This is a genomic window from Schaalia radingae, from assembly GCF_900106055.1.
In the GTDB taxonomy this organism is placed as follows: Bacteria; Actinomycetota; Actinomycetes; order Actinomycetales; family Actinomycetaceae; genus Pauljensenia; species Pauljensenia radingae_A.
The window spans coordinates 2,269,583-2,294,761 of sequence record NZ_LT629792.1 but is presented as its reverse complement, the minus strand read 5'-3'; the positions used below and the strand labels follow the sequence as shown (position 1 = coordinate 2,294,761).

At 59.3% G+C, this 25,179-nt stretch carries 27 protein-coding genes; 21 read left to right on the top strand and 6 right to left on the bottom strand.

The genetic code is table 11. The features are described 5' to 3' along the window. The first annotated feature begins 4 nt into the window (after positions 1–4). The 11 genes from BLT69_RS10130 (at position 5) to BLT69_RS10080 (ending at position 7,554) form a co-directional block, all read left to right on the top strand. Positions 5–316 (top strand): hypothetical protein, encoded by a 312-nt coding sequence (locus BLT69_RS10130; RefSeq protein WP_092648972.1) that lies wholly within the window; start codon positions 5–7, stop codon positions 314–316. Continuing rightward, positions 313–669, top strand: coding sequence for a hypothetical protein (locus tag BLT69_RS10125; protein ID WP_092648971.1), 357 nt, complete (start codon positions 313–315; stop codon positions 667–669). Before BLT69_RS10130 ends, BLT69_RS10125 begins: the two co-directional genes overlap by 4 nt. A gap of 12 nt (positions 670–681) precedes the next feature. Continuing rightward, complete coding sequence (locus BLT69_RS11325) at positions 682–1,116, top strand: hypothetical protein (protein WP_092648970.1); 435 nt, start codon at positions 682–684, stop codon at positions 1,114–1,116. Positions 1,117–1,118: 2 nt separating this feature from the next. Next, complete coding sequence (locus BLT69_RS10115) at positions 1,119–1,553, top strand: hypothetical protein (RefSeq protein ID WP_092648969.1); 435 nt, start codon at positions 1,119–1,121, stop codon at positions 1,551–1,553. Positions 1,554–1,564: 11 nt separating this feature from the next. Beyond that, on the top strand, positions 1,565–1,828 hold the full coding sequence (locus BLT69_RS10110) for a hypothetical protein (protein ID WP_092648968.1): 264 nt from the start codon (positions 1,565–1,567) through the stop codon (positions 1,826–1,828). 140 nt (positions 1,829–1,968) lie between these two features. Next, positions 1,969–4,020, top strand: coding sequence for a phage tail protein (locus BLT69_RS10105; RefSeq protein ID WP_092648967.1), 2,052 nt, complete (start codon positions 1,969–1,971; stop codon positions 4,018–4,020). After that, a complete protein-coding gene (locus BLT69_RS10100; protein WP_092648966.1) occupies positions 4,017–5,789 on the top strand; it encodes a hypothetical protein in 1,773 nt (590 codons plus the stop codon). The genes BLT69_RS10105 and BLT69_RS10100 overlap by 4 nt, the downstream gene beginning before the upstream one ends. Positions 5,790–5,801: 12 nt before the next feature. Continuing rightward, a complete protein-coding gene (locus tag BLT69_RS10095) occupies positions 5,802–6,251 on the top strand; it encodes a hypothetical protein (RefSeq protein WP_092648965.1) in 450 nt (149 codons plus the stop codon). 6 nt (positions 6,252–6,257) lie between these two features. Then, a complete protein-coding gene (locus BLT69_RS10090) occupies positions 6,258–6,974 on the top strand; it encodes a peptidoglycan recognition protein family protein (RefSeq protein ID WP_092648964.1) in 717 nt (238 codons plus the stop codon). 20 nt (positions 6,975–6,994) lie between these two features. After that, the gene (locus BLT69_RS11320) at positions 6,995–7,219 is read left to right on the top strand and encodes a phage holin (RefSeq protein WP_092649162.1); all 225 of its coding nucleotides are present in this window, start codon (positions 6,995–6,997) and stop codon (positions 7,217–7,219) included. Continuing rightward, entirely contained in the window at positions 7,216–7,554 is a 339-nt protein-coding gene (locus tag BLT69_RS10080; RefSeq protein ID WP_092648963.1) for a hypothetical protein, read from the top strand. Before BLT69_RS11320 ends, BLT69_RS10080 begins: the two co-directional genes overlap by 4 nt. Here BLT69_RS10080 and BLT69_RS10075 read toward each other — a convergent pair. The 4 genes from BLT69_RS10075 to BLT69_RS10060 are packed head-to-tail and all read right to left on the bottom strand — an operon-like array spanning position 7,551 to position 11,990. Beyond that, positions 7,551–8,387 (bottom strand): tyrosine-type recombinase/integrase, encoded by an 837-nt coding sequence (locus BLT69_RS10075; protein WP_257590328.1) that lies wholly within the window; start codon positions 8,385–8,387, stop codon positions 7,551–7,553. The two genes, BLT69_RS10080 and BLT69_RS10075, sit on opposite strands and share 4 nt — an antisense overlap. A gap of 19 nt (positions 8,388–8,406) precedes the next feature. Continuing rightward, positions 8,407–9,474 (bottom strand): tRNA glutamyl-Q(34) synthetase GluQRS, encoded by a 1,068-nt coding sequence (gene gluQRS / locus BLT69_RS10070; RefSeq protein WP_092648962.1) that lies wholly within the window; start codon positions 9,472–9,474, stop codon positions 8,407–8,409. 28 nt (positions 9,475–9,502) lie between these two features. Next, a complete protein-coding gene (locus BLT69_RS10065; RefSeq protein WP_092648961.1) occupies positions 9,503–10,327 on the bottom strand; it encodes a hypothetical protein in 825 nt (274 codons plus the stop codon). A 16-nt stretch (positions 10,328–10,343) separates the two neighbouring features. Next, the gene (locus tag BLT69_RS10060; RefSeq protein ID WP_092648960.1) at positions 10,344–11,990 is read right to left on the bottom strand and encodes an L-serine ammonia-lyase; all 1,647 of its coding nucleotides are present in this window, start codon (positions 11,988–11,990) and stop codon (positions 10,344–10,346) included. A gap of 110 nt (positions 11,991–12,100) precedes the next feature. Between BLT69_RS10060 and BLT69_RS10055 the strand changes: the two genes are divergently transcribed. The 7 genes from BLT69_RS10055 to ppgK all read left to right on the top strand — a co-directional run bounded on the left by BLT69_RS10055 (position 12,101) and on the right by ppgK (position 20,039). Further along, on the top strand, positions 12,101–13,339 hold the full coding sequence (locus BLT69_RS10055; protein WP_092648959.1) for an ROK family transcriptional regulator: 1,239 nt from the start codon (positions 12,101–12,103) through the stop codon (positions 13,337–13,339). A 237-nt stretch (positions 13,340–13,576) separates the two neighbouring features. After that, positions 13,577–15,013 carry an extracellular solute-binding protein gene (locus tag BLT69_RS10050; RefSeq protein WP_092648958.1) on the top strand — a complete coding sequence of 479 codons (1,437 nt, stop codon included), beginning with the start codon at positions 13,577–13,579 and terminating at the stop codon, positions 15,011–15,013. A 4-nt stretch (positions 15,014–15,017) separates the two neighbouring features. Next, positions 15,018–15,914 (top strand): carbohydrate ABC transporter permease, encoded by an 897-nt coding sequence (locus BLT69_RS10045; RefSeq protein WP_092649160.1) that lies wholly within the window; start codon positions 15,018–15,020, stop codon positions 15,912–15,914. After that, on the top strand, positions 15,911–16,753 hold the full coding sequence (locus BLT69_RS10040; RefSeq protein WP_092648957.1) for a carbohydrate ABC transporter permease: 843 nt from the start codon (positions 15,911–15,913) through the stop codon (positions 16,751–16,753). Before BLT69_RS10045 ends, BLT69_RS10040 begins: the two co-directional genes overlap by 4 nt. Continuing rightward, the gene (locus tag BLT69_RS10035; RefSeq protein WP_092648956.1) at positions 16,750–17,859 is read left to right on the top strand and encodes an ABC transporter ATP-binding protein; all 1,110 of its coding nucleotides are present in this window, start codon (positions 16,750–16,752) and stop codon (positions 17,857–17,859) included. Before BLT69_RS10040 ends, BLT69_RS10035 begins: the two co-directional genes overlap by 4 nt. Beyond that, complete coding sequence (locus tag BLT69_RS10030; protein WP_092648955.1) at positions 17,859–19,136, top strand: CehA/McbA family metallohydrolase; 1,278 nt, start codon at positions 17,859–17,861, stop codon at positions 19,134–19,136. Before BLT69_RS10035 ends, BLT69_RS10030 begins: the two co-directional genes overlap by 1 nt. A 150-nt stretch (positions 19,137–19,286) precedes the next feature. Beyond that, on the top strand, positions 19,287–20,039 hold the full coding sequence (ppgK, locus tag BLT69_RS10025) for a polyphosphate--glucose phosphotransferase (protein WP_092649159.1): 753 nt from the start codon (positions 19,287–19,289) through the stop codon (positions 20,037–20,039). Between the two features lie 3 nt (positions 20,040–20,042). Here the strand turns inward: ppgK and BLT69_RS10020 are convergent, their stop codons facing one another. After that, a complete protein-coding gene (locus BLT69_RS10020) occupies positions 20,043–21,515 on the bottom strand; it encodes a mannitol dehydrogenase family protein (RefSeq protein WP_092648954.1) in 1,473 nt (490 codons plus the stop codon). 121 nt (positions 21,516–21,636) lie between these two features. Between BLT69_RS10020 and mtnN the strand changes: the two genes are divergently transcribed. From mtnN to BLT69_RS10005, 3 genes are read left to right on the top strand one after another with little or no spacing between them, the layout of a single operon-like run. Continuing rightward, positions 21,637–22,359 (top strand): 5'-methylthioadenosine/S-adenosylhomocysteine nucleosidase, encoded by a 723-nt coding sequence (gene mtnN, locus BLT69_RS10015; protein WP_058237922.1) that lies wholly within the window; start codon positions 21,637–21,639, stop codon positions 22,357–22,359. A gap of 4 nt (positions 22,360–22,363) precedes the next feature. Continuing rightward, on the top strand, positions 22,364–22,840 hold the full coding sequence (locus BLT69_RS10010) for a low molecular weight protein-tyrosine-phosphatase (protein ID WP_058237530.1): 477 nt from the start codon (positions 22,364–22,366) through the stop codon (positions 22,838–22,840). Continuing rightward, a complete protein-coding gene (locus BLT69_RS10005) occupies positions 22,824–23,723 on the top strand; it encodes a hemagglutinin (RefSeq protein ID WP_227469118.1) in 900 nt (299 codons plus the stop codon). Before BLT69_RS10010 ends, BLT69_RS10005 begins: the two co-directional genes overlap by 17 nt. On the opposite strand, the gene BLT69_RS10000 is transcribed toward BLT69_RS10005, so the two are convergent. Next, on the bottom strand, positions 23,699–24,895 hold the full coding sequence (locus tag BLT69_RS10000) for a glycoside hydrolase 5 family protein (protein ID WP_092648953.1): 1,197 nt from the start codon (positions 24,893–24,895) through the stop codon (positions 23,699–23,701). The genes BLT69_RS10005 and BLT69_RS10000 overlap by 25 nt on opposite strands. Positions 24,896–25,179 lie beyond the last annotated feature (284 nt).

The following is a 25,179-nucleotide window of genomic DNA, read 5'->3' as shown; positions in this document are numbered from 1 at the left end:
AGTCATGACAACGTGGCAGGATCTGCAGCAGTACGTGGCCGCGCCCGCGAGTGATCAGGCGTTCTTAGAACTATGCACGGCACAAGCTGAAAGCATGGTCAGCCGTCTTGTACGCCGGCGCGAGGTGCCTCAGGCCGCCCGTGATGCCGCGCAACTGGAAGTGGCCGCAAATCTGTATCAGAGGCGCACAGCGCGCCGCGACATCACGAATTTTTCAGACGGTACGGCTATGCCGCTGCAGATCCGCCCCGCCCTTGACCCGCTCACCCCGGCGCGACCGATCCTCGCCCCCTATCTAGGGGTAGGGATCGCATGATCACACAGGCAATCACAGACCAGCAGGCCACACTGCAGCAGCTACTGGCCGGCACGTGCGAGGTCTACACCGACCCGCCCCGCGCGCTCAAAGCGTTAGCAGCAGCCGAGCCGGTAGCGATCCTCACAGACCCAGACATATCCCTAGAGGGATACAGTCAGGCCGCCCTCGAGTTCACTATCTGGCTTGCAGTGCCCGGCACTGACACCGGTCAGGCGCGCCGATTCTTTGACACGGCTTTAGAGGCGCTGGCCGCTATCGGCTTTGATACGGCGCGCGCCGAAATGATGCAAGCGCCCGCCCGTAGCTATATCGCTTACCGGATCACCTACACAGTCACCTACACGCTATAAGGAGCAGACACAATGGCAGTACAAGCAATGAAACTTGGCGACGGCTCACTTGAGTTTACGCTCAATGAAGCCAAGATGAGTTTTTCAGGACAATCAACTAAGACCTTGTATTCACCCGAATACAAGGTAGAAGACCCCACCGACGTGTTGAACGGTGAACAGTATCAGGAGCCAGGCAAGCTTTCAGGCAAGATCAGTGGCGAGCTACTGCAGGACTACGGCACTAATTCATTGCTTGTATGGTGCCACGAGCACGCAGGCGAAATCGCTCAGTTCGAGTTTGTGCCGAACAAGGCCGGCGCGCTTCAAATCTCAGGTGAGTGCATGATTACGCCGGTAGACGTTGGCGGCGACGTGGCCAAGACCAATAGCGCGTCTTATGAGTTCCCAGTGGTTGGTAAGGCGAAATTTACCGTCAAGGGAGCTATCACAGCTGATAGTCACTAGCCATGACCAAGAAGCGAGGGACGAGCGTCTTTCAAATCGAGGGCGCAACAGCCGCGCGCCGCAAGCTACGCAAGGCCGGCGACGATCTGCACGAGCTGAGAGATATTCACCGTGAAATCGCTAAGGAAATCGCAGCAGCGAGCCGCGCTAAGGCGCCAGTAGGCGCTAAAGGCTGGCTCAGGCGCTCAGTGAGAGGCTCAGGCACGAAAACCAAGGCGACAGTATCCATGGGGTCTAAGCGCGTCCCCTACGCTCACGCGATCCATTGGGGCAGATCATGGTGGCCAAACATCGCGACTGACGAGACCCCATCAGGTCGCCGCCCGTTCCCCGCGCCTATCCCGCGCCGCGCGTTCATTTTCGAGACCGCGCACGAGATGGAACCGCAAATATTAAGCAAATATGAGACATACATCAAGAAAGTGTTAGACGAATAGGAGCAACAGTAATGGCCGTTTCAATGATCCACGTGACCACCCCGGACGGTGAGCACACTTACCCGCTCAGGCCAGCAGCCATTGTGAAAGCAGAGGAATATCTCGCAGCGCGCGGAAAGAGCCTCACAGATGCACAGTACACCGGGACGGCGTTCGCCGCGTACACCGAAGCACGCAGAGCCGGCGACACACAGGCCGCGTTTACAGAATGGCTAGACGGGGTAGACGAACTGACCACAGACAGCGAGGACGAGGCCGCGCCGTTTCGAGAATGACCAGTACCCAGCCAGCCGCGCACTAGCCGCCCTGTGCATACGCACCGGCACAGCGCCCGGCGACTGGCTAGACCACCCAACAGTGCTTGAGCAAGCACTAGATCTACTGCAAGAAGACCAAGCCTATTAGGAGCGCGATCATGGGCAGCCCAGCGATCATGAAAATAAAGATCCTTGGTGATTCCAAGCCCGCCCAAAAGGCTATGAGCGGAGCAGAGCGCGCAATAGGGAAGTTTTCGAGCAAGTTCGGAGCCGCCGCCCCCTTGGTGCAGGCCGGCATGGTTGCAGCAGTGGCAGCAGTGCCCGCCCTTGCAGCAGCAGCCGTTAAAGGCCTATACGACATAGGCTCACAGTTCGACGAAATGAGCGACACAATCCGGGTAGGCACGGGAGCCACCGGCAACGCGCTAGACGGACTGATCGACGATGCTAAAGCGGTAGGCGCGCAGGTGCCAGCCGACCTTGACAAGATCGGCACCGTTGTAGCTGATCTGAACACGCGCACCGGATTAGCCGGCGAAACGCTACAGCAGTTAGCAGGGCAGGTGTTAGAGGCCGGGCGCATGTTAGGCGAGGACATCGACATTAGCCGCGTGACCGGCGCTTTCAACGCTTTCAACATTGAGGGCACCGACACTACAGCAGCGATGGACACCCTTTTTAGAGTGTCGCAGTCTACCGGCATCGGCATGAATGATCTTAGCGATAAGGTCAGCAAGGCCGCGCCCGCCTTGCAGGGATTGGGCTTGAGCTTTGACCAGTCAGCAGCGCTGGCCGGCGCGCTAGACAAGGCCGGCCTAGACACAGGCAAGACGCTCAACTCTATGAGTAAAGGCCTAGTTGAGCTAGCTAAGAGCGGTGAAGCACCAGCAGACGCGTTTAACCGTGTGACAGGCGAAATCAGCGGAATGATCGACAAGGGCGATGAGGCCGGCGCGCTAGACCTTGCCGGTAAGCTGTTCGGCACGCGCGGCGCGCCTCAGTTCGTTCAAGCCATTAAGCAGGGCGCGCTGAACATGGACGATCTCAGCGCTATTGCGCAAGGCTCAGGCGATAGCATCATGGATCTAGGAAAAGAGACCATGGACGCCGCCGAATATTGGGATCTACTCAAGAACAACACAAAGCTGGCGTTAGAGCCGCTAGGCAGCGCGGTGTTTAGCACGGTAGGCGAGGCTCTAGGAAAGATCGTTGAGCTTATCCAGAGTTTTGATGGCTCCAAGTTTGCCGCCGCTTTCGATAGCCCCGCGCTGCAAAGAGGAAAAGAAGCAGTCAAAGGAATTTTCGACGCTTTCGTGAGCTTTGGGCAGCAGGTCTGGCCGATGATTCAGAGTATCGCCCAAGCACTGCAGCCAGTTTTCGCGACAGTGTTCAATACCGTGTCAGGCGCACTGCAGGCAATCTGGCAGGTCATTAGTGGTGCGCTGAACGTCATTAAGGGCATTATTCAGGTGGTCACCAGCGTGATCACCGGCGACTGGCAGGGCGCGTGGGACGGTATTAAAAGCATCGTGGCCGGCGCGTGGCAAGCCATTCAAGGCGCAATAGGGTACGCACTCAACATGGTCAAGGGGATCATTACAGGCGCGCTCACGCTAATTCAATCAATCTTCGGCAACGCGTGGAACGCGATCTGTAACCTAGTAGTAGGCGCGTGGAATTGGATCACCGGCGCTATCAGCAGCGGTGTCAGCCGTGCCGTTGGCTTTGTGCGTGAGCTGCCCGGTAAGGCGGTAGGCGCGCTGGCCGGCATCGGCAGCAGGCTATATTCTGCAGGCCGTGATCTGATTCAAGGCTTTATCAACGGTATTACCGGCATGGCCGGGCGCGTGTGGGATTCAGTCACCAGCATAGCCAGTAGTGCAGTAGATAAGGTGAAAGGCTTTCTTGGCATCGCTAGCCCGTCGAAAGTGTTTACCGAGATAGGCAGGTTCACCGGCCTAGGCTTGGTCAAAGGGCTTGATTCAACGCGCGCCGCCGTCACACGCAGCGCCGAAAATCTGATGAGCATACCCGCCGCCCAGCCCATGAGCATCACCGGCGCGCCCGCGCAAGGCCAGCAGGCCGCGCCCATCATCAACATCACCGTGAACGGCGCTTTAGACCCGCTCAGTGTTGCCCGTCAGATTAGCGACATACTGAGAGAGCAGCAGTACCGCATGGGCACCATCAAGCTAGGCGGTGCAGCATGACACTCCAGATCACATGTGAGCTAGCAATCAATGGTCAGCGCGTGGCCGATAGTGCAGCCAGCCTTGCCGCGCACACCGTGACAGCGCTGGCAGGCCTCAGCGTGCAGTGGGGACGCAGGAGCCGGCTTGACCAGCCAGAGCCGGCGACCATGCACGCAGTACTGGCCTTACCAGACGGCACCGGCGCGCCGCGCGCGCTAGAGGATCTGCAGGCGGGTATGCCCGTCAGCGTGACCGCCTCATACACCGCGCCCGCTCAGACCACGACCGTTATCACAGCGCGCCCGGAAACGCTCACCGCTGGCAGCCCCGCCCGCCGCGTCACCCGCATTTACCCGCCCGCCGTTTTCGCTCAGGACGGACACAGCCCCGCCGCGTGGGACAGCATTCCCAAAGCCGCTGCAGGCACTGTGCTACACGCCGCCGTCACGCTCACTATTCCCGATCAGGCGCGCGCAAGCGTGGCACCCGTGTACTTCACCGCGCCTTGGGCAAGCGCCGCCGAAATAGGCGACCCCATCATCACAGTGACCCGCTCAGGCACCTATCAGCAGGACTTCACACCCCGCCCCGGCGTGTGGGTAGGACTGGCCGTCATTTTCGATCCCATCGCCCCGCTATGGCGTACCATGCAGCGCCGCTGGCCGGCCTACGAGCAGCGCTGGCAGGACTATACGCGCATCACGATCAGCGCGGCGCGCCTCACGCGCACAGACACGCCCATCTATACGGCGACAGTGTTCACTGGCAGAATTACTGACATTCCCGTGACGTATGACGCGCGCTTGCAGCGCCCGATAGCCACTATCACCGCCGCCGAATTCCCCGCTGAAATGGCGAATATACGCATTGGCAGCAAGCCGTGGCCACGCGAAACAGCGCGTGAGCGTATCGAACGGATCATCAGCGAGGCCGGCCTCGATATTACGGCGATAGTCGATCCAGCGCCCGGCGCGCTCACGCTAGCCCCGCTAGACGTAGACCGGCGCGAGCCATGGGCACTACTGCAAGACATCGCACACTCAACGGGCGCTATTTTGTGGCCAGCCACTCACGCAGTAACCGGTGATTATGTGCGACTAGAGGATCTAGACCAGCGAAAAGCGCTATACGCCCTCACCGTGCCGCCTAGTGGCCAGGTGACCATAGACCCCGCCGTCGATCAGGCCATGAGTATCCCCGCCGCCGTCGTTCAGCGCTCAGGCATCACGATCAAACGCGACACCACCGACATGGCCACAACCGTCGAAGTGCGCTGGAAAGAAACCACGACCGACCAGCAGGGCGAACAAACACTGACCGACCGCGTGGTGAGCGCGAGCGACCCACAGCGCCTAGCAGCCTATGGATACAGGTCAATGAGCGTACAAACAGACCTAACCAGCGAGCAGGACGCGCGCCGCCTTGCCGCGCGCACACTCGACCGGACAGCGCCCGGCGGGTGGCAGATCCCCGCCGCAACATGGGACACCGATTATCCCGGCACCGACCCGCTCAATGTGATAGCTGCCCTTGATTCAACCCGGCGCATTGGCTTGCCGCTGATGCTTACCGGCGTTGCCGGTTGGGTGCCCGGAGCGCCAAATATCCCCGTTTATCTAGACGGTGGGACATGCACTTTTGAGCAGGGCAGATGGCTACTAGCTATGACGCTCACGCGCGCCGCGACCCGCGCCGATAGTGTGCGCTGGCAGCAAGTCCCGCGCCCCGTGACTTTCGACCGACTAGCCCGCCTCACATGGGCACAACTCTCAGCCGCAACCATCTAAAGGAGACTAACTATGCCAGCAACCACAGACATTCTGCAGATTCCGTACCCCATTGCCGGCGACCGCGTGGCCGATTATCCCGCGTTAGCCAAGCGTCAAGCCGAAACCATTGACAAACTTTTCACGGACTGGCAGCGCCTCACAGTCTCGAACGGGTGGGAAACAGTCGCAGGTCATGAACCCCGCGCCCGCATGGTGGCCGGCCTTGTCGTTATCGAGGGAGCAGTCATTAGGCGCGTGGGTGGATACCTCAATAATATTGCTATTCTGCCCGTCAATATGCGACCAGCTAAGACACAATTTATTGGCGCATGTGTCGCACGCAAAGATAGCCCAAATATTGCTTATGCAGAACTGTTTACCTCATCTAATGGCCAGCTTTCAATCGACAGCTACACGTCTGTTGATTCCGGTACAGGCTGGCTAGTGCCGCTGGCCGCAACGTTCTACCCCGCAAAGTAGGCACCAATGTACACATACGAGACGCAGCACACCGCGCGCAGTTTCTCATACGGCCGCGAGGGCAACCGCCCGCGCTACATCGTCATCCACCATTGGGGAGCAGACGGACAGACCCACTCAGGCGTGGTGGACTTTTTCGAGAATAGAGCGGAAACCAGCGCGCACTACGTGGCAAGCGCTGGCCGCGTCACATGCCTAGTAGCGTGCAGCAACACGGCCTATCACGCCGGCACATGGCAAGCCAATCTAGAGAGCATCGGCATTGAGTGCCACCCGGAAATGAGCGCCGGCGATCTTGAAACGGTGGCCGAGCTGATAGCAGACATCAGGCGCGCATACGGGTATTTGCCGCTAAGGGGTCACCGGGACATCGTGCCTACCGCGTGCCCCGGCAGGTACTACACGCGCCTTGCATGGCTAGACCAGCGCGCCCGTCAGATCCAATCAGGCGCGATTCTGCCGCGCCCAAACCCAGCAACGAAACCACAGCAAGGGAAAGGAACTAGAGGAATGTTTATGCTTGCATTGAAAGAGGGAAACGGCTTGAGGTTCGCCATTGTCGCCCCTAATTTTTGGCTAGAGTTCACTGGCCAGTCAGCAGCGAATAATCTCAACCGGCAATTATGCGGTGGTGCAGCCCTCATCTGCACGCGCGCATTTTGGGATTACTGCAAGGCCGAGGCACTGGCAGGCCGCGCACCACAGGCGGGTGATGCAGCGTGAGCGAGTACACGCCCCGGCATATGGCCGACGCGCCGCCCGCGCCGCGCGCCGATCTGACCCCGCGCCGCTTTGAATGGCTTACGCCTCAGGTTAGAGCATGGCTTTACGGCATTTGCCTAGCAGTCATTGCGTTACTTGGTGGTTATGGGATTATTAGCGATGCTCAGGTGCCCTTGTGGATCACTCTTGCATCAGCGATTCTTGGCACCGCTACCGCCCTCGTCCACACCCCAAAGGCATCATGAATGATCTGGCCATGATTATCACCGCGCTAGGTGGCCTCGGTGGATTAGGTGCGCTTATCGCTAATCTGGCCACGCTTGCCAAGACCCGGCGCGTGAAAGAGGATACCGCGCAATTGCGACCCGATCACGGCGCAAGTATTGCCGATCAGGTGACCCGCATTGAAAAGCATCTTGCAGGCGTTGCCGCTACCGTGACCGGCCTCGATGAGCGCACGCGCGCGGTAGGTCACCAGATAGGCGAGATCAGACGCGATCTGGCAGACGCAGCCAGCGATCATGAGCGCCGATTAGACCGTCACGACGAGCGGATTAATCAGCTAGAGCAGCGCCGCTAGACTGCTGCAGCAGCCACAGCAGAACGCAATCGCCCGGCATCTATTGCCACGTACCGTTGAGTAGTGGCCACGCTGGCATGACCCAAAAGGCGCTGAACGGTGAGCAGGTCAGACGTAGTGGAATAAACAGACGTGGCGAAACGGTGCCGTAAGGTGTGCAGCGTGTACGGGTCAGGCAAGACCCGTGATGCCAGTTTGCCGACCCAGCGCGGTGTGAGGTGCCCGCCGCGCTCAGAGGGCAACAGCCAGCCAGAGGCACTATCAGCCAGCCGCGCGCGCACCTCACGCGCAAGCGATTCAGTCAACGGCACGGCACGCACTTTCTCGCCCTTGCCGTGAACTCGAAGCGAGAAGCCCATGAGATCACGATACAAGTCACGCGCGCTGATCTGTGCTATCTCAGCGCGCCTCAGGCCGGCCTCGCCAGCGAGACGCAAAATAACGTGAGTGCGAGGCGTGGCCGCTGCCAGTGCCGCGCGGTAGGCGCTTTCATCTGCAGGCCGTGGAGCAGGAGCAGCAGCCCTTACCCGTGGCAGCGCGTCGGAAATGTCATCATTGACTGTGCCGCTTTCGAGTGCCCATCTGTAGAACGCTTTAATGGTGGCGTACATTGACCGGCGTGTTTCACGCGCCCAAGCGTGAGCGCCCGCCCATTCAATAAGGCGTGAGCGAGACAATAGAGCAGGAGAGGGCGCGCCCGTCTGCCGCGACATGCGCCGCATGTGCTCAAGGCGCGTCTCAATGGTCTGTGGCGTGCGACCCGCTGCAACGAGCGCCGCGCGCCACTCGGCTAAAGACTTTTGCCATGCCGGTGTGATCGTTCGCTGTTTCATGTTTGATCAGGCTATATGGCTAGATAGCGCGCCGGTAGTCATCGAGGGAGATCACATTAGACGAATTGGACACCAAACAGAAGGTTGGGGGTTCGAGTCCCTTCGAGCGCGCAGCGGCCCCGCTCGGTGCGATCCACCGGTCGGGGTTTTGCTTTATTTGCGAGGGCGGCGTCACCATCCAGGGATCTCGCGGCAAGGCGCGAAGCGCCGACAGATCCAACGCGTCAGAAAGATCATTGATCGAACGTGCACCGCGAACCCCCAGTGATTCACCGATCCACTCAATGACGTCGCTAACCGTCCACCCCAGCTTGCGCAGATCCGACAGCGTCACCGCGCCATCGCGCTTCGCCAGGCGCTGACCGGTGCCTGCGGCGAGCGCCAACGGGACATGGACAAAATTCACCTGGTCGATTCCAAGCATGTCGGCCAGCGCTCCCTGCGCCGACGCCTGACTGAGCAGGTCGTCACCACGCGTCACCTGATCCACACCCTGCGCCGCATCGTCCAGTACGACCGCCAGGTTATAGGCGGGCGTACCGTCGGAGCGCTGAATGACAAAATGATCGACCGGAGCGCGCACCTCACCGTAGAGCTCATCGTGAATGGTCCACTCATCCATCGGGGCGCGCAGCCGCAGCGCCGGACGCCTGCCAGATTCAGCCAGGGCCGCTCGGCGTCGCCCTCGTTCCGCATCACTGAGGTTCAGACACGTGCCGGGATAGTGGCCCGGCGGGCGGTGGGGAGCCGACGCAGCCTCACGAATATCGCGGCGCGAACAGTAGCACTCGAAAACCAGTCCCTGCTCCACCAGGTAGTCGATCGCGCGGCGGTGCACATCCAGGCGGGTTGACTGATACATGACTGGCGCATCCCACATCAGACCCAGCGCCGTCAGGTCAGCGATCTGCGAGTCAGCTGCTCCTGAGCGCACCCGGTCCAGATCCTCGATGCGTAACTTGAAACGCCGGCCCGTTGCCTTCGCCCACAGCCACGCCAGCACCGCGGTGCGCAGATTACCCACATGCAGATCCCCCGACGGAGAAGGCGCGAAACGTCCGGCTCCTAGGGCTTTCACCTCACTCATGCGTCCCTCCTTTCATTGTCGAGGGCGCCTAGCGGCCACTTTGATGCAACGTGATGGATGCCCATACGAACAGGAAGACCGCGACCAGGGCCAGCAGGTGTAACACCACGGTGAGCCAGTTCATCGGATGGACGAATGTGCGATACGTGGCCCAGCCGTCCAGAACGAGAGCCGTCATCAGGTAGTACCAGCGGGCAGTGCGCAGGGGATTCGATGTCACTTCCGGGCGTGACGTCAAACGCGCGGCATACTCCTCAGGCGTGCCGAAATACTCCCACGGATCCAGGTCGTCGGCCTCACCCGGTTCAGTCAGGTGCGACTGGGCGTGTTGCAGGTCGGCACGTGCCAGACGCACCTGCGCCTCGGCTTCCTCCGGGGTCCAGAAGTGGGCGGCTCGCAGAACCCGCGAGGTGCGGACGTACCAGTTGTTTTGTCTGTGATCATTGTGCTCGTGGAGGGCGTCAGTCTCGCGCCACAACCCGATGCATACGATGATGACGCCGACGGCGAGGATACCGAGACGCGGAACCAGGACGCTGAGTTCATTGGGCACGCGCTGATCCACGATGTGAGCCAGTGCGATGATCATGCCGATTGTGGCGATGGCGCCGACAGACCACGCCACCATGTGGTGCCACAGACCCCGTACATATGACAGGGAAATGCCGTGCGCACAGGTCGCCACGAAGAAGACGGCGACGGCGATGAACAGGTGCCGGGTTTCAAATATGGTGGGTGCCATGCGCAGGCGCCATGTTCCCTCGCCAAGAAGTGACAAGGCAATGATGACGATGCCGAGGATCAGGGTCGCGCCTTTCGCCACGCCCCAGTATCGCTTCGGTGGTGGAGCCATTTCGTCACCTTCTCATTCAGCATTCCACGACGTTGACGGCTAATCCGCCAGCTGACGTCTCTTTGTATTTCGACAACATGTCGTTACCGGTTTGGCGCATCGTTTCGATCACGGCATCGAGGCTCACTGTGTGCCTCCCGTCGCCCCATAGTGCCATACGGGCTGCGTTGATCGCTTTGACGGCGGCAATCGCGTTGCGTTCAATGCATGGAACCTGCACCAAACCTCCCACAGGATCGCACGTCAACCCTAAAGAATGCTCCATGGCGATCTCCGCTGCATTTTCCACCTGGAGTGGTGAACCACCCAGAGCCTGAGCCAGTCCGGCTGCAGCCATCGCAGATGCTGATCCCACTTCACCCTGGCATCCCACTTCGGCACCAGCGATTGACGCATTCGTCTTGATCAGCGCGCCGATGGCCGTGGCTGCGAGCAGGAATTGGCGTATGGCTCGGGTGCGGCGCATACCCGAGCCGCCCTCGTCATCACTGGCGAACAGAGATGAGTCGACGCTGGGCGTAAACGTGGTGGCCCCCGCCTCAGGGCAATACGACACAAGGTATCCGAGCACGGCGGGGATGACGCCGGCTGCTCCGTTCGTCGGAGCAGTGACGATCTGGTGACCTGACGCATTTTCCTCATTGACAGCCAGTGCAAACAGGTTGACCCAGTCGATTGCGCGCATCGGATCGTCAGGTCGCTCGGCCCACGATGGTGCTGCAGAATTGCCATGCTGAGGGCGGTTACCTTGGGCGCACAGTTGAGTGAACAATGTGTGGGCGCGTCGACGCACATCGAGTCCGCCCGGCAGGATCCCGGTCGCGCTGATTCCCGCTTCGATGCAGCTGAACATCGTCGCGGCGATGCGGTCAATGTACCCGTCGACCATTTCGGTTGGACGCATCGACCGCTCATTGGCGTAGACGAGATCTGCGATGGACAGCTGCCGGGATGCGCACTGATCCAGCAGCTCGCGACCAGATGCAAAGGGATAGGGAGCCTGGCAGCCGTGAATGTCGGCAGCATCGGGAGCTACGAGGGATGTCACCTCCGGATGGGCGGTGTCATCGTTGGTTTGCATCATGACGAAACCGCCGCCGATGGAGTAGAAGGTGCGCCTGCGCGCAATGCGCCGATACATCTGGTCTGCCCACGCCGTGATGGTCAGCGCGTTGACGTGGTACGGCAGGATCGTTTCAGGTTCGAAACGAATATCGCGCGCGATGTCGAAGAACACGGAGCGGTGGGCACCCACGGGCAAAATTCCTGTGCGGCTGACCGTGGGGAAGAGCGATTCGACGGTGGTGATGTTCACGGTTTCCGGGTCGTAGCCAGCCAGTCCCAACAACGTGGCTCGGTCGGTGTTGTGGCCTCGTCCAGTTGCTGCCAGCGACCCGTACAGGTCCACTGTGATTCGTTCGGGTGCAGTGTCGGTGTACTCCAGCTCGGTGGCAAAGGCCAGCCCCGCGCGCATCGGGCCAACCGTGTGGGACGAGGAAGGCCCAATCCCAATGCGAAATAGATCGAAGACCGACAGGGGGTGCGGCGCGTCCGCTGCACTGACGGCGCCGGCCAGGAGTGACGCAGGGGTAGGCTCTTCAGCCCCTCCCTGAGCAACAACTGCCTGCCCCCGGTTGAAATAATGGTCGTTAATCCTGTGCATAGGCCTATTGTGCCGCCTAATTGGACTTCAAGTTGCGTAAAGTAGTAGGTGATTATGTTTGTTGCTGCCACCGTTGCGGATGGTCGCTCAATAATCTAACGGAGGGGAAGATGAGAATCGGGACCAGTCTGGTAGAAGTTGGTCAATATAACGAAAAAGTTGTCCTAAATGCTTTAAGACGTCTGGGGCCTGCGAGCCAGCGTGATATTGCCGCAAGCACCCAGCTATCGGTTCAAACTGTGTCGGCAATCGTTCGCCACCTTCTGTCCATCGACGTCCTCAGGGAAATCGGTACGGACTTTCGTGGACGAGGGCGTCCCCACGTCATCGTTGATCTGGTCCCGGAAGCTGCCTACTCGATCGGCGTTCACGTCGATCCGGCGGTGACCAGCCTGGTTATGCTCGATATGAAAGGCCGTGTCGTTGCTTCCAGCGATTCCGATGAGCCAACCTTGGCTGATCCGGTTGAGGCGATGAAGCAGACTGCCGGAAGGATCCGGGAGCTGGCGGAACGAACCGGTGTTCCGGAAGACAGAATTGTCGGCGTGTGCATGGCAGTGCCTGGAGTTGTTGACGTGGCGAACGGATCGCTTAGGGAATCCGTCTGGCTTCCTGAATGGCAGGACGCACCGCTGGGTGCACTGCTGGCGGAAGGGCTGGGAGCTGAAAAGCCCATTCCGGTTGTCAAAGACACGATTTCGGCATCGATCGGTGAATGCTGGGTGCGCGGTGGCGACATCTTGGATTCAACGATGGTCTTCGTCTACCTCGGCGCCGGTATTGGCTTGGGACTGGCCGTTGACGGTGAGCCGCTTGCCGGAGCGTCCGGTAACTCCGGTGAAGTGGGCACAATCCTGAAGACGCTGGGCATGTTCGAAGAGGATAGCGACGGTGGCCTCGACAACGATCCTGCTCTGCTTGTAGAGCGGGCTCACGGAAAGGGTGCCATCGACGGTGATCTTCCGCCGCGCGCCGACCACCACGCTGTGCGCGAAGCTCTGCACCAGGTGTGTGACAAGGCCGAAAATGGCAACCAGGAAGCACGCGACATCCTCCAGGCAGCTGCGCAGCGTATCGCAACCCTGACGGTGGGGGCAGTAGAACTCATTGATGCTGACCTGATCGTGCTGGGCGGTCCGTATTTCAAGGAACTGCAGCCCTACTACCAGAAAGCTGTGGAGGATCTGCTGGCGGAGTCCGCAACTCAGCGTCACCGTGACGTGCAGATCATGGAGTCGATTATGGACGAGGATGCCGGCGCCATCGGCGCAGCAGCCGTCGTTCTGGACCGCAGGTACACGCCACGTTCGCGACGCACGCGCATGGAGGATATGCCGAACAGAGACTGAGCACACCATGTGCTGACGGCACGCGACGAGATGTTTCGGATGAATGTCGCATCCTGGTTGACAAGTAGGTGAGTGCGAATAAGACTGGGTGTGACTCGAAGAACAGCTCGCCGCGTGCCTGTTCTTTTGACGCGGCGGCCCCTTCGGATCAGACAGTGAACACCATCTGACAATCTGACAATCTGACAATCAGAATTTGTACCAATACAGCTCACGCGTAAAAGAGGTTTTCACATCATGAAGCGTCACAATCGTCTTGTTCACACAGCTTTGTTAACTGCAGCAACGTGTGCTTTCATCACCGCATGTTCATCGGGTTCAGGCGGCGAAAGCGATCAGCCGGATGCGGGGCAATCCTCGGGCGAAGATGGGGGAGCCATTTCGCTGTCGATCACTGCCAACTCGATTGCCGGAGGCAAGGGAGCGGCTGAAGCCGAATGGATTCAGGACTGGGTTATTCCCGAATTCGAAAAAGCTCAGGCTCAGGCGGGTAAAGATGTGACGGTGACGTTCATCCCGCAGGGGGTTGGCGATGAAGACTACAAAACCAAGATTGCGCTCGACTTTGAATCAGGCAAGAGCGCTGACGTGGTCGGACTGGACGGAATCTGGATCGGGGAATTCGCGGAGGCAGGCTACATTAAGCCGCTGAAAGAGGTTGTAGGAGATGCGGTTAGCCAGTGGGATGGCTGGGAGCAGATCCCTGAAGCTGTTCAAAATGCCGCGTCCTTCAACGATGAGCTGTATGGTGTTCCGGTGGGCGCTGATGGCCGCGTCCTTTACTACAACAGGGAGCTCTTCGCTAAGGCTGGGCTTCCTGAACCGTGGGAACCGAAGTCGTGGGATGACGTTCTCGATGCGGCACGCCAACTGAAAAAACTGGATGGAATCACACCGATCCAGCTCAATGCCGGTACGGCAATGGGTGAAGCGACCACAATGCAGGGCTTCCTCCCAATGCTGGTGGGAACCGGGGAGCAGCTGTGGGAAAATGGCAAATGGCGCGGCGATACCCCTGGGATGCGCGCAGTTGTGAACCTTTACAAGACCATCTATGTTGATGAAGAACTTGGTGACCCGATCCTGCAGCAGGAGAGCGCTGGGCGTGATAATTCCTTCGCTGAATTTGCGGCCGGTAAGATCGGTATTCTTCTTGAAGGCGATTACCTGTGGCGGTCAGTGATCAACCCGGCTGAAGGCGTGGGAACAGCTCCGATTGAGAACCGTGAGGAAGTTGTCGGATACACGCTGATTCCGGCGATGCAGCCAGGAAAGGGCGTGCGCTCGCAGGACTTCGTTTCAATGTCAGGTGGTGTCGCCAGGGTTCTCAATCCTGCCAGTGCGCACCCTGAAGAAGCATGGGAATTATTGACGTTTATGAGCTCACCGGAGGCTTTCGAGGTGCGGGCAAAAGGCACGTTGTCAATCTCTCCGCGGCTCGATGTTAATGAAAAGCTCCTGCCCAACGAACCCATGCTCACCTATGTTTCGGAAAACGTTCTGCCGATTACGTCCTATCGTCCAGGCGTAGCTGAGTACCCGGAGGTTTCTGTCGCCATCCAGCAGCTCACTGAGGACGTTGTCGCAGGCGTGTCCATTGACGATGCCCTTGCCACGTATGTGTCCACGCTTGAAGGAATCGTCGGAGCCGAAGCGGTCGCGAGTGCGAACTGACACCATGAAACGTCGCCGCGTACGCGCCGATGACGTTGCGGGGCTCGGGAAAGCCCGAGCTAGCGCATTCGTCATTCCGGCGCTCGTGCTTATCGCGTTGTTCCTCCTGTTTCCGGCTGTCTGGACGATTGTGCTAGGCATGACGAACTTCAGGCTGACAGGCAGCGCCGCAGCGAACACACAGTTCGTTGCGCTGGATAACTATTTTCACGCACTGAAGGATCCCTCATTTTGGAACTCGGTGCGTCTCAGTGTTGTTTTTGTCGCTCTTTCGGGCGTGGTGGGGCAAACGGTAACCGGTTTCTTCCTCGCGTGGAGTACGCGGCGCATTGCAGGGTGGGCCCGCACACTCTTGGAATCCGTCGTCCTTGCCGCGTGGGTTATCCCAGGGTCAGTCGGCGCATTCGTGTGGCTCGCTCTGCTTGACCGGCGTGGCGGAACACTGAATGCGCTTGTGCACACCCCGAACACCGCTTGGCTCATTGACCATCCGCTCACCGTCATCATCATTTTCAACATCTGGTGTGGAACGGCGTTCTCGATGCAGCTTTTCTCGTCCGCTCTGTCATCGGTGGCTCCCTCGCTGCTGGAAAGTGCCAGGATGGCTGGTGCGTCACCCCTCCGTCAGCTCAATGACGTGGTGATTCCTACCATCCGTGGCCATATTCTCACGAATACCCTGATGATCACGTTGTGGACATTCAATACATTTACGCCCTTCCTCCTGACCGCCGGAGGCCCGGGTCGCAAGACGGAAATCCTTTCGGTATATATCTACAAAACAGCAATTCCGGGCGGAAAGCTGGGCTTGGGAGCAGCACTGTCAGTACTCATGCTGGGGATCAACCTCATCATTGCCCTGATCTATATGCGGGTGGGACGCGGAAAGAAGACTCCATGAGCACGACGTCCATAGGCGCACATGGTCGACATGTCCTGCACAGAATCGTTTTTTCAATTCTGCTTGGGTTCATTGGAGTGTTCTTTGCACTTCCACTGACGTGGCTTTTCATCGCACCTTTCGATGAGAACCCGACGATGGCGTTGAAGATGCCCGAATGGTCTTTGGCCAACTTTCATCGTCTGGCTGACAATCCGTATGCGTTTGCGTCAATCGTCAATTCCCTGATCATTGCCGGTGGGACGATGCTGCTGACAGTCGTTGGAGGCACCCTTGCGTCATACGCACTTTCACGGGTGCGCATTCCCATGCGAGACGGATTGCTCTACGGCATGCTTCTGCTTTCATCCATCGTGACGGGCACTGCCGCCATGGTTCCCACCTTTCAACTGATGAATGCCATTGGGCTGATCGATACACACACAGGTGTCATCCTGGTTCTCACCGGAGGCATGCTGCCTACCGTCATTTTCATTCTGAAAGACTTCATGGACTCTGTCCCTAAGTCTTATGAAGAATCCGCGCGATTGGCCGGCGCAGGTCCTGCACGTATCCTGTGGGACGTTGTGATCCCCATTGCCCGGCCCGGTATAGCATTCGTGGCAATCTGGACGGTTGTGCAGGTGTGGGGTAACTTCCTTGTTCCGTTCATCCTGTTGCGTGATCCCAGCAAGCAGCCAGCAGCAGTAGTGATGTACACCTTCTACACGGAGGCGGGGCAGGTGGATCTACGGCTCCTGTCTGTATTCGCACTGGTTTTCGCGTTGCCGGTGTTGCTGATCTATTTCTTTGTGAACCGTCGTTTCGGTTTTCGCTTCTACGGAGGAATCAAATCATGACTGAGACCGTTTCAATGCGCCAGCTGGTCAAAGAATTCCCGAACGGGGTGCGTGCCGTGAACTCAGTTTCCATGAACATTCATGAGGGTGAATTTTTCGCGCTGCTTGGCCCGTCGGGTTGCGGCAAGACCACTTTACTTCGCCTCATAGCAGGTCTCGAGCAACTTACCGGGGGCTCACTTGAAATCAACGGCGACGACATGACGGAGGTGGAGCCGGGTGATCGAGGCGTAGCGATGGTCTTCCAGGACTACGCACTGTTCCCGCATATGAATATTTCCGACAATATCTCCTACCCGCTTAAGGTCCGCCGGGCCTCACGAGAGGTTCGCCGCGAAGCGGCCGAAACAACTGGTAAACGACTTTCACTGGAGCATTTGCTTGAACGCAGACCCGCCCAGCTATCAGGCGGACAGCAGCAGCGTGTCGCTCTGGCCCGTGCGATCGCCACCCGTCCTGACGTCCTGCTGCTGGACGAACCGCTGTCAAACCTCGACGCTCGGTTACGTCTTGAGGCGCGATCCTTCCTGAAGGAGCTTCAGCGTGAGCTTGGTCTGACTTCGGTGTTCGTTACGCATGATCAGGCTGAAGCGCTCGCTTTGGCAGATCGTATTGCAGTGATGAAGGACGGGAAGATCCAACAGGTAGGAACGCCCCGCGAGGTGTTTCACTCGCCAGAGAATGCTTTTGTGGCGTCCTTTATTGGATCGCATCCGATGAACCTGAATGCTGGGACGCTCAAGGTTGAGAACGGAGTAACGATGCTGGATGCATTCGGGATCCATATTCCGCTGGCCGCATCGGTTATCAGCATTGACGTGCCCGGCAGCGACCCGCGACCCGTCATATGGGGAATCCGTCCCGAATACGTTACGTGGTCGCAAACGGAAACGCCCGGAGCGCTGCGCGCCAGGATTGCGACTGTGGAGAATCTAGGCGCCTCGGCCCTCCTGACCGCACGCTGCGGAGATGACCGATTCCAGGCAGTTGTGCCCGAGAGTCCGCTTCCCCATGTCGACCAGGAATGCTGGTTCGCATTCCCTGTCTCAAAGGTGCTTGTCTTCGATCCTCAAACAGGTCATCGAATTGGCGGAGGTGATCAGTGATGGCACCTGCTCAACGCACACTTGTTGAACGCACCTTCCACGTGACCCTGGCGGATCAGGCCGCCAACCGTTACCCGCGCGTCGAGTTCGAGGTTGATGGGTTCGACTCCATCGAAGCGACACTGAGTTTTTCGCGCGAAGGCGGCGCTGGTATCGACATGGGCTGCGAATCACCGCAAGGTTGGCGCGGATGGTCCGGCGGTGCGCGCACCAGCTTCATCATTGCCCGTAGCGACGCCACGCCGGGCTACATTCCCGGTGACCTGGAGTCGGGCACGTGGGCAGTCGTCCTCGGACTTCATACTGTCCCTTCGCACGGGTGCGACGTGACGGTGTGCGTGCGCACACCCGCCAGCGGATCCATTGACCACGGACCGGCCGATGAGCCGATCCACCGTGAGGTGCGCGGCAGTGAACGCGGACTGCCTGCCCCGCCCGGACTGACGTGGTACGCAGGTGACCCGCATAATCACTGCCTGCATTCCGACGGGCAATTGTCGCTGTGGCAACTCGCGAACGAGGGCGTCGCCTCCGGCCTTGACTACCTCGGCTGCACGGATCACAACACAGTGAGCCACCATCCCCACCTGGCGGCTGTCAGTGCTCGCCACGGAATTACGCTGATTCCCGGTCAGGAGATGACAACGCACCGCGGGCACGCCAACGCGTGGGGCCAGGTCGGCTTTATCGATTTTCGTCAGCCGGCGCAACGGTGGGTGGACGAAGCTGCTGAGCGTGACGCATTCATGTCCATTAATCACCCGGTGTCCGATGACTGCTCGTGGCTGCATCCACTGGAGACGGAACCACCAGGCGCGGAGCTGTATCACGGAAGCTGGTACCTGCGCCCGACTGACACCTCGATCCTGGCGTGGCATGCCCGCTGGAAACACGATGTGGTGGTGATGGGCGGAGGAGACTTCCATCATTACTCCACACCGCTGCGCCCCGGTATGCCGACCACATGGCTGGCAGCTGAAGAATGTACGCCCGAGGCGCTGATCGACGCGATGAAAGCGGGACGTACTACCATCACAGCGGCGGCACGGATGGTCAGCGAAAATGAAGCACGTCCGATCCTGTTCGATATTCCGACAATGATTCGGCTGGATGAAGACGGGATTATCGCTGTCGATGCGGTCGGTACCGTTATGGTCGACCGTTTGGGGGAGCGCATCTGTGTCACCGACCAGAATCAACGCCTCGCCGCGCCGCGCCGCTTTGGGCCGTTCCGCCTGGAAGGAGCAGACCGCCGCGTACTGGCTCTGTGCGGGTGAGTGCGCTGCGCATGAAACCGCACCACGTGGCTGCCGAATTCTGCACGAATGAGGCATAACGCGTTTGAAGATGTTCGCACTGAGGGCGACGTGGTGGAATAGTAAGATCGGTAAGTAAACAATCGTGGCATGAAGAGCGGAGCAGGTCCCATGGCTACCCAGGCATTTGGAATCGACATTGGTGGATCAGGCGTCAAGGGGTCACTCGTTGACCTGAAGACCGGGCGCGTCCTGCGCGACCCCATCACAATCCCCACACCTGCTCCGGCCACCCCGGACCACGTCATCGCCGCATGCCAACAACTGATCGACCAGTTTGACGTTGCAGACGACGTGCCCGTCGGCATTTCTTTCCCCGCACCGATCAAACACGGCGTGATCCCCTTCATGGCGAACCTTGACCAGGAATGGGTTGGCATCAACGCCGAGGAACGATTCTCCACTCAGCTGGGACGGCCCACCGTCGTCATTAACGATGCCGACGCAGCCGGCCTGGCAGAGGTTCGCTTTGGTGCAGGCGCCGGCGTAGGAGGCGTTGTCATTGTCACCACGCAGGGAACGGGCATCGGATCCGGCATGTTCATTGACGGCACACTGGTTCCCAACACCGAGCTGGGACACCTTGAAATTGACGGGCGTGACGCCGAGTCACACGCGTCAGCCCGCCAGAAGACGGTGTACAACCTGACGTGGGAGCAGTGGGCAGAGCGTCTCCAGCGCTACTACTCGCATGTCGAAATGCTCTTTTCACCTGACCTGTTTGTCGTAGGGGGCGGCGTGTCGGAAAATCACGACAAGTTCCTGCCGTTGCTGGACCTGAAGACACCGATCATTCCGGCGAAGCTGGGTAACCTCGCCGGAATCATCGGAGTTGCGTGTGCTGCCGGTGAGGCAGCCCGCTAAGCGTCAGTTCGCCTGAGCAATCAGCTCACGCATGACGGCGCGGGCACCGTCGCGCCGAATTGCGTGCAGCCAGTGTTCGAAGCGATCCGCAAACTCACTGGTTGATTCCAGCTCGCCGAACAGGCGGGCATCGCTCAGCAAAGCGCGCGTATTTCCGGCCTTTTGCTGCTGCGCCAGCGAGATCAGGCGATCCCGATACTGGTCGTTGATGGTGATCGGCGCGCCGTCCTCGTCGTTGCCTTCCAGTGTGAGCGCCCACGCCGCACACATCGCCGCACCCAGATCAACCGGGCGACCCTGCTCGATGCATCCGCGCAGAGCCGGCAGAACGAATTTGGGCACGCGGTCCGATGCGTCTTCGGCCAGACGATTCAGCGTGTCAGCAATGGCGTGATTGGTGAAGCGCTCGAAAAGCGTATCGACATACTGGTCGAGGTTGATGCCCGGCACGGGGCGCAGGGTGGGCAGCGCTTCACGCTCCAGGTAGGCGCGCGTCACAGCTTCAATGTCCGGATCTTCAGCGGCCTCATGCGCGTAGGTCATTCCCAACAGGCGGCCCCAGTGTGCGAGCATCTGGTGGGCGGCGTTGAGCAGGCGGAGCTTCATCAGCTCGTAGGGCACCACGTCCGTGACCATCTGGGCGCCGACTTCTTCCCACTGCGGGCGGCCTGCCGGGAACTTGTCTTCAATAACCCACTGAATGAACGGTTCAGCGCCAACCGGCCACGCATCTTCGATCCCCCACTGCTGTTCGACCAGTTCGCGATCTTCGTCAGTGGTCACGGGCGTGATCCGGTCGACCATGCAGTTCGGGAACGCAACATTGTCGTCGATCCACTGCGCCAGCTCCTGATCCGACAGTGCTGCCTGCCCACAGGCTGAATCGTGCGCAATGTGACCGTTGCCCGGCAGGTTGTCGCACGACAGTACGGTGAACGGTTCAATTGCGCGCTCGCGGCGCAGCCTGAGTGCCTCGACGATCAATCCGAATGGCGTGTGAGGCGACTGAGGTGACTGACCGTCCTCACGCGCAGCGTCATCCGGGGCGAATTCACCGGTCGCATCATCGATCGGGTAGCCTCCCTCGGTGATCGTCAGCGACACAATGCGGGTCGAGGGAGCTGCAAGCACGTCGAGCACTGCCTGAGTATCGTCTACCGCCAGCATGTGATCCATGATCGAGCCGATCACGCGCGCATCGTACGAGCCATCGGGTGCTTTGAGGACCAGAGTGTACATGCAGTCCTGCGCATGCAGAGCATCGTGCATACGTCGGTCTCGCTCCAGCACGCCTACACCGCAGATGCCCCACTCCGGCACGTCATCATCATGCTGACTCAACAGTTCATCAAGGTAGGCGGCCTGGTGAGCTCGATGAAAGTTTCCCATTCCGAAATGCACGATCACATTGCGTGGCTCGGATTTCGGTGAGCGTGAGTATGTGGGTGCAAGATCGCTGTGCGCGGGTAACGTCATCTGTGGCTCCCTCTGATCTTAAACTTGGAGATTTTTCCGTTGTCCCTGACATTTCCAGTGTAGGACACACGTATATCCAAAGGTGGCGGCAGGATTGCAGGCCGGCGATAATACGTGCGTGATGATCTTTATCCAGTGCGCCATGGCGATGGAAGCAGCACCGTTTGTCGACCAGCTTGAGCCAGGCGCCACCCGCCACATTATCGGCCATGCTGACACTCACCAGCAGGTCTTTACGCGAGGGACACTGCGCGGCCACGACGTCGTGGTGGTCGAATCCGGTATCGGCCTGGCGAATGCTGCGAGCGCCACAGCCCGCGCACTCACATTCGTCGAGGACCCGGCGACTGCGTTAGTCGTTGTTGCCGGAACATGCGGTGGCCTGGATGAGGAAGCCCAGGTGGGTGACGTCATCGTCGGTACCAGCACCGTGTATTCCAGTGCCGATGCCACAGAATTCGGGTACGCACCCGGCCAGATTCCGCAGATGCCTCCGGAATACACTGCAGGGCAGCGCGCTGCGGCATGTGCCGCCCGTGTCGAGGGTGTGTGCGCCGGCCAGGTCATTTCCGCCGATTCATTTGTCACCGCGCGCACTGTCCACACTGTTCGCACTCGTTTCCCTGCAGCGCTGGCGACCGACATGGAAACAGCCGGTGTAGCTCAGGTCTGTTTCGGCACACGCACCCCCTGGATCAGCATGCGGGCGGTATCCGACCTGTGCGGCCCGCAGGCCGGCCAGGACTTCCACATGGACGGCGACAAGGCCGCGCGCATCTCTGCCGCAGCGGTATGTGAGCTGCTCGACCTGATCGGCGGCACTCAGGTGGATCAGGCACAATAGTCGCATGTCGTTTTCAGTAGTCATGGTATGTACCGGAAACATTTGTCGATCCACAATGGCCGAACAGCTCCTTCGTGAAGCTGTCGAGCACGCGGACCTTGATGTGCGAGTGGATTCGGCAGGGATCTCCGATGAGGAGGAAGGTAACCCGATCGATTATCGTGCCGAGCGTGTGCTGCGCGAAGCAGGATACGGCATCCCCACCCATCGGGCGCGCCAGCTGCTGCCCAGTGAACTGAGCCAGTGGGATTTGATCATCCCGATGACTCGCGGCCATGAACGGGCAATCGAGCGCATGGCTGCACGCACTGGAACGGATCCGGATGTCCACCTGATGCGCGAATTTGATCCGCAGGCAGATTCGGACCTGGATCTTCCTGACCCGTGGTATGGCGGGCATCAGGATTTCGTCGACACCCTCGAGGTTCTCGAACGCTCTATCCCGGGCGTGGTTGACTATATCCGTGAGCACAGGCAATAGGCACCACTCCGACAGCCAGTCGCCTCGGGCAGCGTTGACGTCGATCGGAATCATCATGCTCGCAGTCGCCGTGGTGATCGCGCTGGTCGTTCTTGTGACGACGACGCTGTCTAGCCGCAGTAAGAAGGACACGTTTGAACCGCCCGCGCACTCTGCGCCACCTTCGGGGCCTGTGACACCACCGCTGGATTTTTCGGGCTTCGACCCGTCGAACATCATCTCTGACGAGGAATTCTTCAATGACCGCGCACTGACGCAGGATCAGATCGAAGCGTTCATCACCCAGTGGAACGATGGCTGCAGACCCAACCCCGATGGCACGCCGTGCCTGAGTTCCTACCGTGAAGACACGGCCGACATCCCCGCCGACGAGTACTGCGATGGTTTTGCGGGCCAGGCGGGCGATACCCCGGCATCGATTGTCTCCAAAACTGCTCTCAGCTGCGGTATTAACCCGGAAGTGCTGCTGGTGATGCTTCAAAAGGAACAGGGATTGATCACTGCTTCGGGCGCGAAGTTGGTCCCGAGTCGTTACGCCTCCGCGATGGGATACGCATGCCCCGACCGGCAGACGTGCGACCCGCAGTATGCAGGTTTTGCCACGCAGGTTTTCCACGCTGCCAGGCAGTTCAGAATTTACGAGGGCGCCCCCGGCATGTACGACGTGATTCCTGGACAGGTCAACACCATCCGATTCCACCCCGACGAGGCGTGCGGTGGCAGCGATGTGATGGTGGAGAATCAGGCCACAGCGAATCTGTATAACTACACGCCTTACCAGCCCAACGATGCCGCACTCGCCGGTCATCCCGGCGACCAGTGTTCAAGCTGGGGCAACGCGAACTTCTACGCGTACTATCACGCGTGGTTTACACGCAGCTGAGGCCACACGTGATCCCTGGTCCAGATGCGTTGGAAAGTGTCGAAGACGTCGCCCTGGGGGCCTGCCTCGTGACGCAATGCGGGGTCTGCTGGCACGTCTAGTACGGGACGCTCAGCTGAGTCAGCGCCAGCCGTGCCGATATTGTCACCGGAACGCACAGCGTGAGCAAATTCGGCTACTGCCCGCCCGACGGGCTTGACTTTACCGTCGCTGTCGATCAGGCCGAGTGAATACTCCAGTTCGGGGAAGTCAGCCAGTTTGCGGGACACATCATGGGAACACCACCAGGTGATGCCAGTCAACTCCGGCACGTCGATCACTCCGCGGATTGTTGCGGTAGCAAAGTCTGCAGCGTCCTCAGCCGTGACACATGTGATCGGAGCGCCCACCTCCTGAAGCCATACGCCGCGGTCAGGCACGTTGCAGTATCTGTTCCATGCGCAGGCCAGCTCGACCAGGTAGCGCGCGAATACCTCCAGTGCCGGATGCCGCTTGCCGTAACGCGGCCCGACGTGGGCAAAAACCCACGAATGAACGGTAGTCAGATCGCCGAACTGCGTTGCAAATGGTGGAATGAACGGATGAGTGGCATCGAACCAGAGGTCATCATCAAAGCAGTGCACGCATGCACAGCGTCGATCAACTGCCCCGAGTATTTCAGTGAGCCAGCGACGCGCTCCGTCTGTATCGACCCTGCTGTGCTCGGGATGGCGTGCTGCGGCAAACTGAGGAAATTCGTTTCCAATGCATATGCCGGCCGTGCCGGGCTCGTCAGCCAACTGTGTGCTCAACTCATTGACGAGGGCGGCCTGTCCGCTGCGAATACGCTCGGACGTGAAGAGATCATCATGATGCCAGGTCAACGTCCACGAAGGAAGAAAATCAAAAGATGACAGGTGTCCCTGCAGGACATCGACCCATGTGCTCATTCCACGTTCGTGTGCCAACTGCACGAGGCGGCGCACGTCGTCGATTGCTGATTGGCGAATCAGTGTGCGATTGGGTTGGAGCAATGGCCACAGCGGGAAGATGCGGATGTGATCCATTCCTAAAGCGGCGATCGCATCGAGGTCGCGTGCTGTCTGATCGGCATCGAAGTCGAGCCATGAATGAAACCAGCCTGCCCGGGGCGTGTAATTTACGCCGAAGGCAATCGGTCGAATACTGCTCATGACAGCCTCTTTCTCGCGTGGAGTATGACAATGTGGGAATGGCGGTGTGCTCACCTGAAGAACAGGAGAACGAACCATCCTAGCTCTCACTTCAATTGCTGTTGTGCAGCAGGAACGGCCAGCGCCAGGTACCGAAGCCCTTGTGCTCTAGAGAAATTATATAGAAATCAGTGAGCCTGACGGAATGTACGGAAGATCTAATCTGATGTACCTGATACGTGCTACTAGTGTCATACTGGTTGCTGTGCGCAATGCACATGTCATCATATTTTCGAGGGAGAAAC

Bases quoted from the DNA above. Each gene is read 5' to 3' on its own strand.
- BLT69_RS10080 (WP_092648963.1), top strand. From the start codon at position 7,216: ATGAATGATCTGGCCATGATTATCACCGCGCTAGGTGGCCTCGGTGGA.
- BLT69_RS10040 (WP_092648957.1), top strand. From the start codon at position 15,911: ATGAGCACGACGTCCATAGGCGCACATGGTCGACATGTCCTGCACAGA.
- BLT69_RS10050 (WP_092648958.1), top strand. From the start codon at position 13,577: ATGAAGCGTCACAATCGTCTTGTTCACACAGCTTTGTTAACTGCAGCA.
- BLT69_RS10010 (WP_058237530.1), top strand. From the start codon at position 22,364: ATGTCGTTTTCAGTAGTCATGGTATGTACCGGAAACATTTGTCGATCC.
- BLT69_RS10075 (WP_257590328.1), bottom strand. From the start codon at position 8,387: ATGAAACAGCGAACGATCACACCGGCATGGCAAAAGTCTTTAGCCGAG.
- BLT69_RS10020 (WP_092648954.1), bottom strand. From the start codon at position 21,515: ATGACGTTACCCGCGCACAGCGATCTTGCACCCACATACTCACGCTCA.
- BLT69_RS10060 (WP_092648960.1), bottom strand. From the start codon at position 11,990: ATGCACAGGATTAACGACCATTATTTCAACCGGGGGCAGGCAGTTGTT.
- BLT69_RS10065 (WP_092648961.1), bottom strand. From the start codon at position 10,327: ATGGCTCCACCACCGAAGCGATACTGGGGCGTGGCGAAAGGCGCGACC.
- BLT69_RS10105 (WP_092648967.1), top strand. From the start codon at position 1,969: ATGGGCAGCCCAGCGATCATGAAAATAAAGATCCTTGGTGATTCCAAG.
- BLT69_RS10035 (WP_092648956.1), top strand. From the start codon at position 16,750: ATGACTGAGACCGTTTCAATGCGCCAGCTGGTCAAAGAATTCCCGAAC.
- BLT69_RS10125 (WP_092648971.1), top strand. From the start codon at position 313: ATGATCACACAGGCAATCACAGACCAGCAGGCCACACTGCAGCAGCTA.
- BLT69_RS10055 (WP_092648959.1), top strand. From the start codon at position 12,101: ATGAGAATCGGGACCAGTCTGGTAGAAGTTGGTCAATATAACGAAAAA.
- BLT69_RS10100 (WP_092648966.1), top strand. From the start codon at position 4,017: ATGACACTCCAGATCACATGTGAGCTAGCAATCAATGGTCAGCGCGTG.
- BLT69_RS10095 (WP_092648965.1), top strand. From the start codon at position 5,802: ATGCCAGCAACCACAGACATTCTGCAGATTCCGTACCCCATTGCCGGC.
- mtnN (WP_058237922.1), top strand. From the start codon at position 21,637: ATGATCTTTATCCAGTGCGCCATGGCGATGGAAGCAGCACCGTTTGTC.
- BLT69_RS10030 (WP_092648955.1), top strand. From the start codon at position 17,859: ATGGCACCTGCTCAACGCACACTTGTTGAACGCACCTTCCACGTGACC.
- BLT69_RS10110 (WP_092648968.1), top strand. From the start codon at position 1,565: ATGGCCGTTTCAATGATCCACGTGACCACCCCGGACGGTGAGCACACT.
- BLT69_RS10000 (WP_092648953.1), bottom strand. From the start codon at position 24,895: ATGAGCAGTATTCGACCGATTGCCTTCGGCGTAAATTACACGCCCCGG.
- BLT69_RS10115 (WP_092648969.1), top strand. From the start codon at position 1,119: ATGACCAAGAAGCGAGGGACGAGCGTCTTTCAAATCGAGGGCGCAACA.
- BLT69_RS10130 (WP_092648972.1), top strand. From the start codon at position 5: ATGACAACGTGGCAGGATCTGCAGCAGTACGTGGCCGCGCCCGCGAGT.
- BLT69_RS10045 (WP_092649160.1), top strand. From the start codon at position 15,018: ATGAAACGTCGCCGCGTACGCGCCGATGACGTTGCGGGGCTCGGGAAA.
- ppgK (WP_092649159.1), top strand. From the start codon at position 19,287: ATGGCTACCCAGGCATTTGGAATCGACATTGGTGGATCAGGCGTCAAG.
- BLT69_RS10090 (WP_092648964.1), top strand. From the start codon at position 6,258: ATGTACACATACGAGACGCAGCACACCGCGCGCAGTTTCTCATACGGC.
- BLT69_RS11320 (WP_092649162.1), top strand. From the start codon at position 6,995: ATGGCCGACGCGCCGCCCGCGCCGCGCGCCGATCTGACCCCGCGCCGC.
- BLT69_RS11325 (WP_092648970.1), top strand. From the start codon at position 682: ATGGCAGTACAAGCAATGAAACTTGGCGACGGCTCACTTGAGTTTACG.
- gluQRS (WP_092648962.1), bottom strand. From the start codon at position 9,474: ATGAGTGAGGTGAAAGCCCTAGGAGCCGGACGTTTCGCGCCTTCTCCG.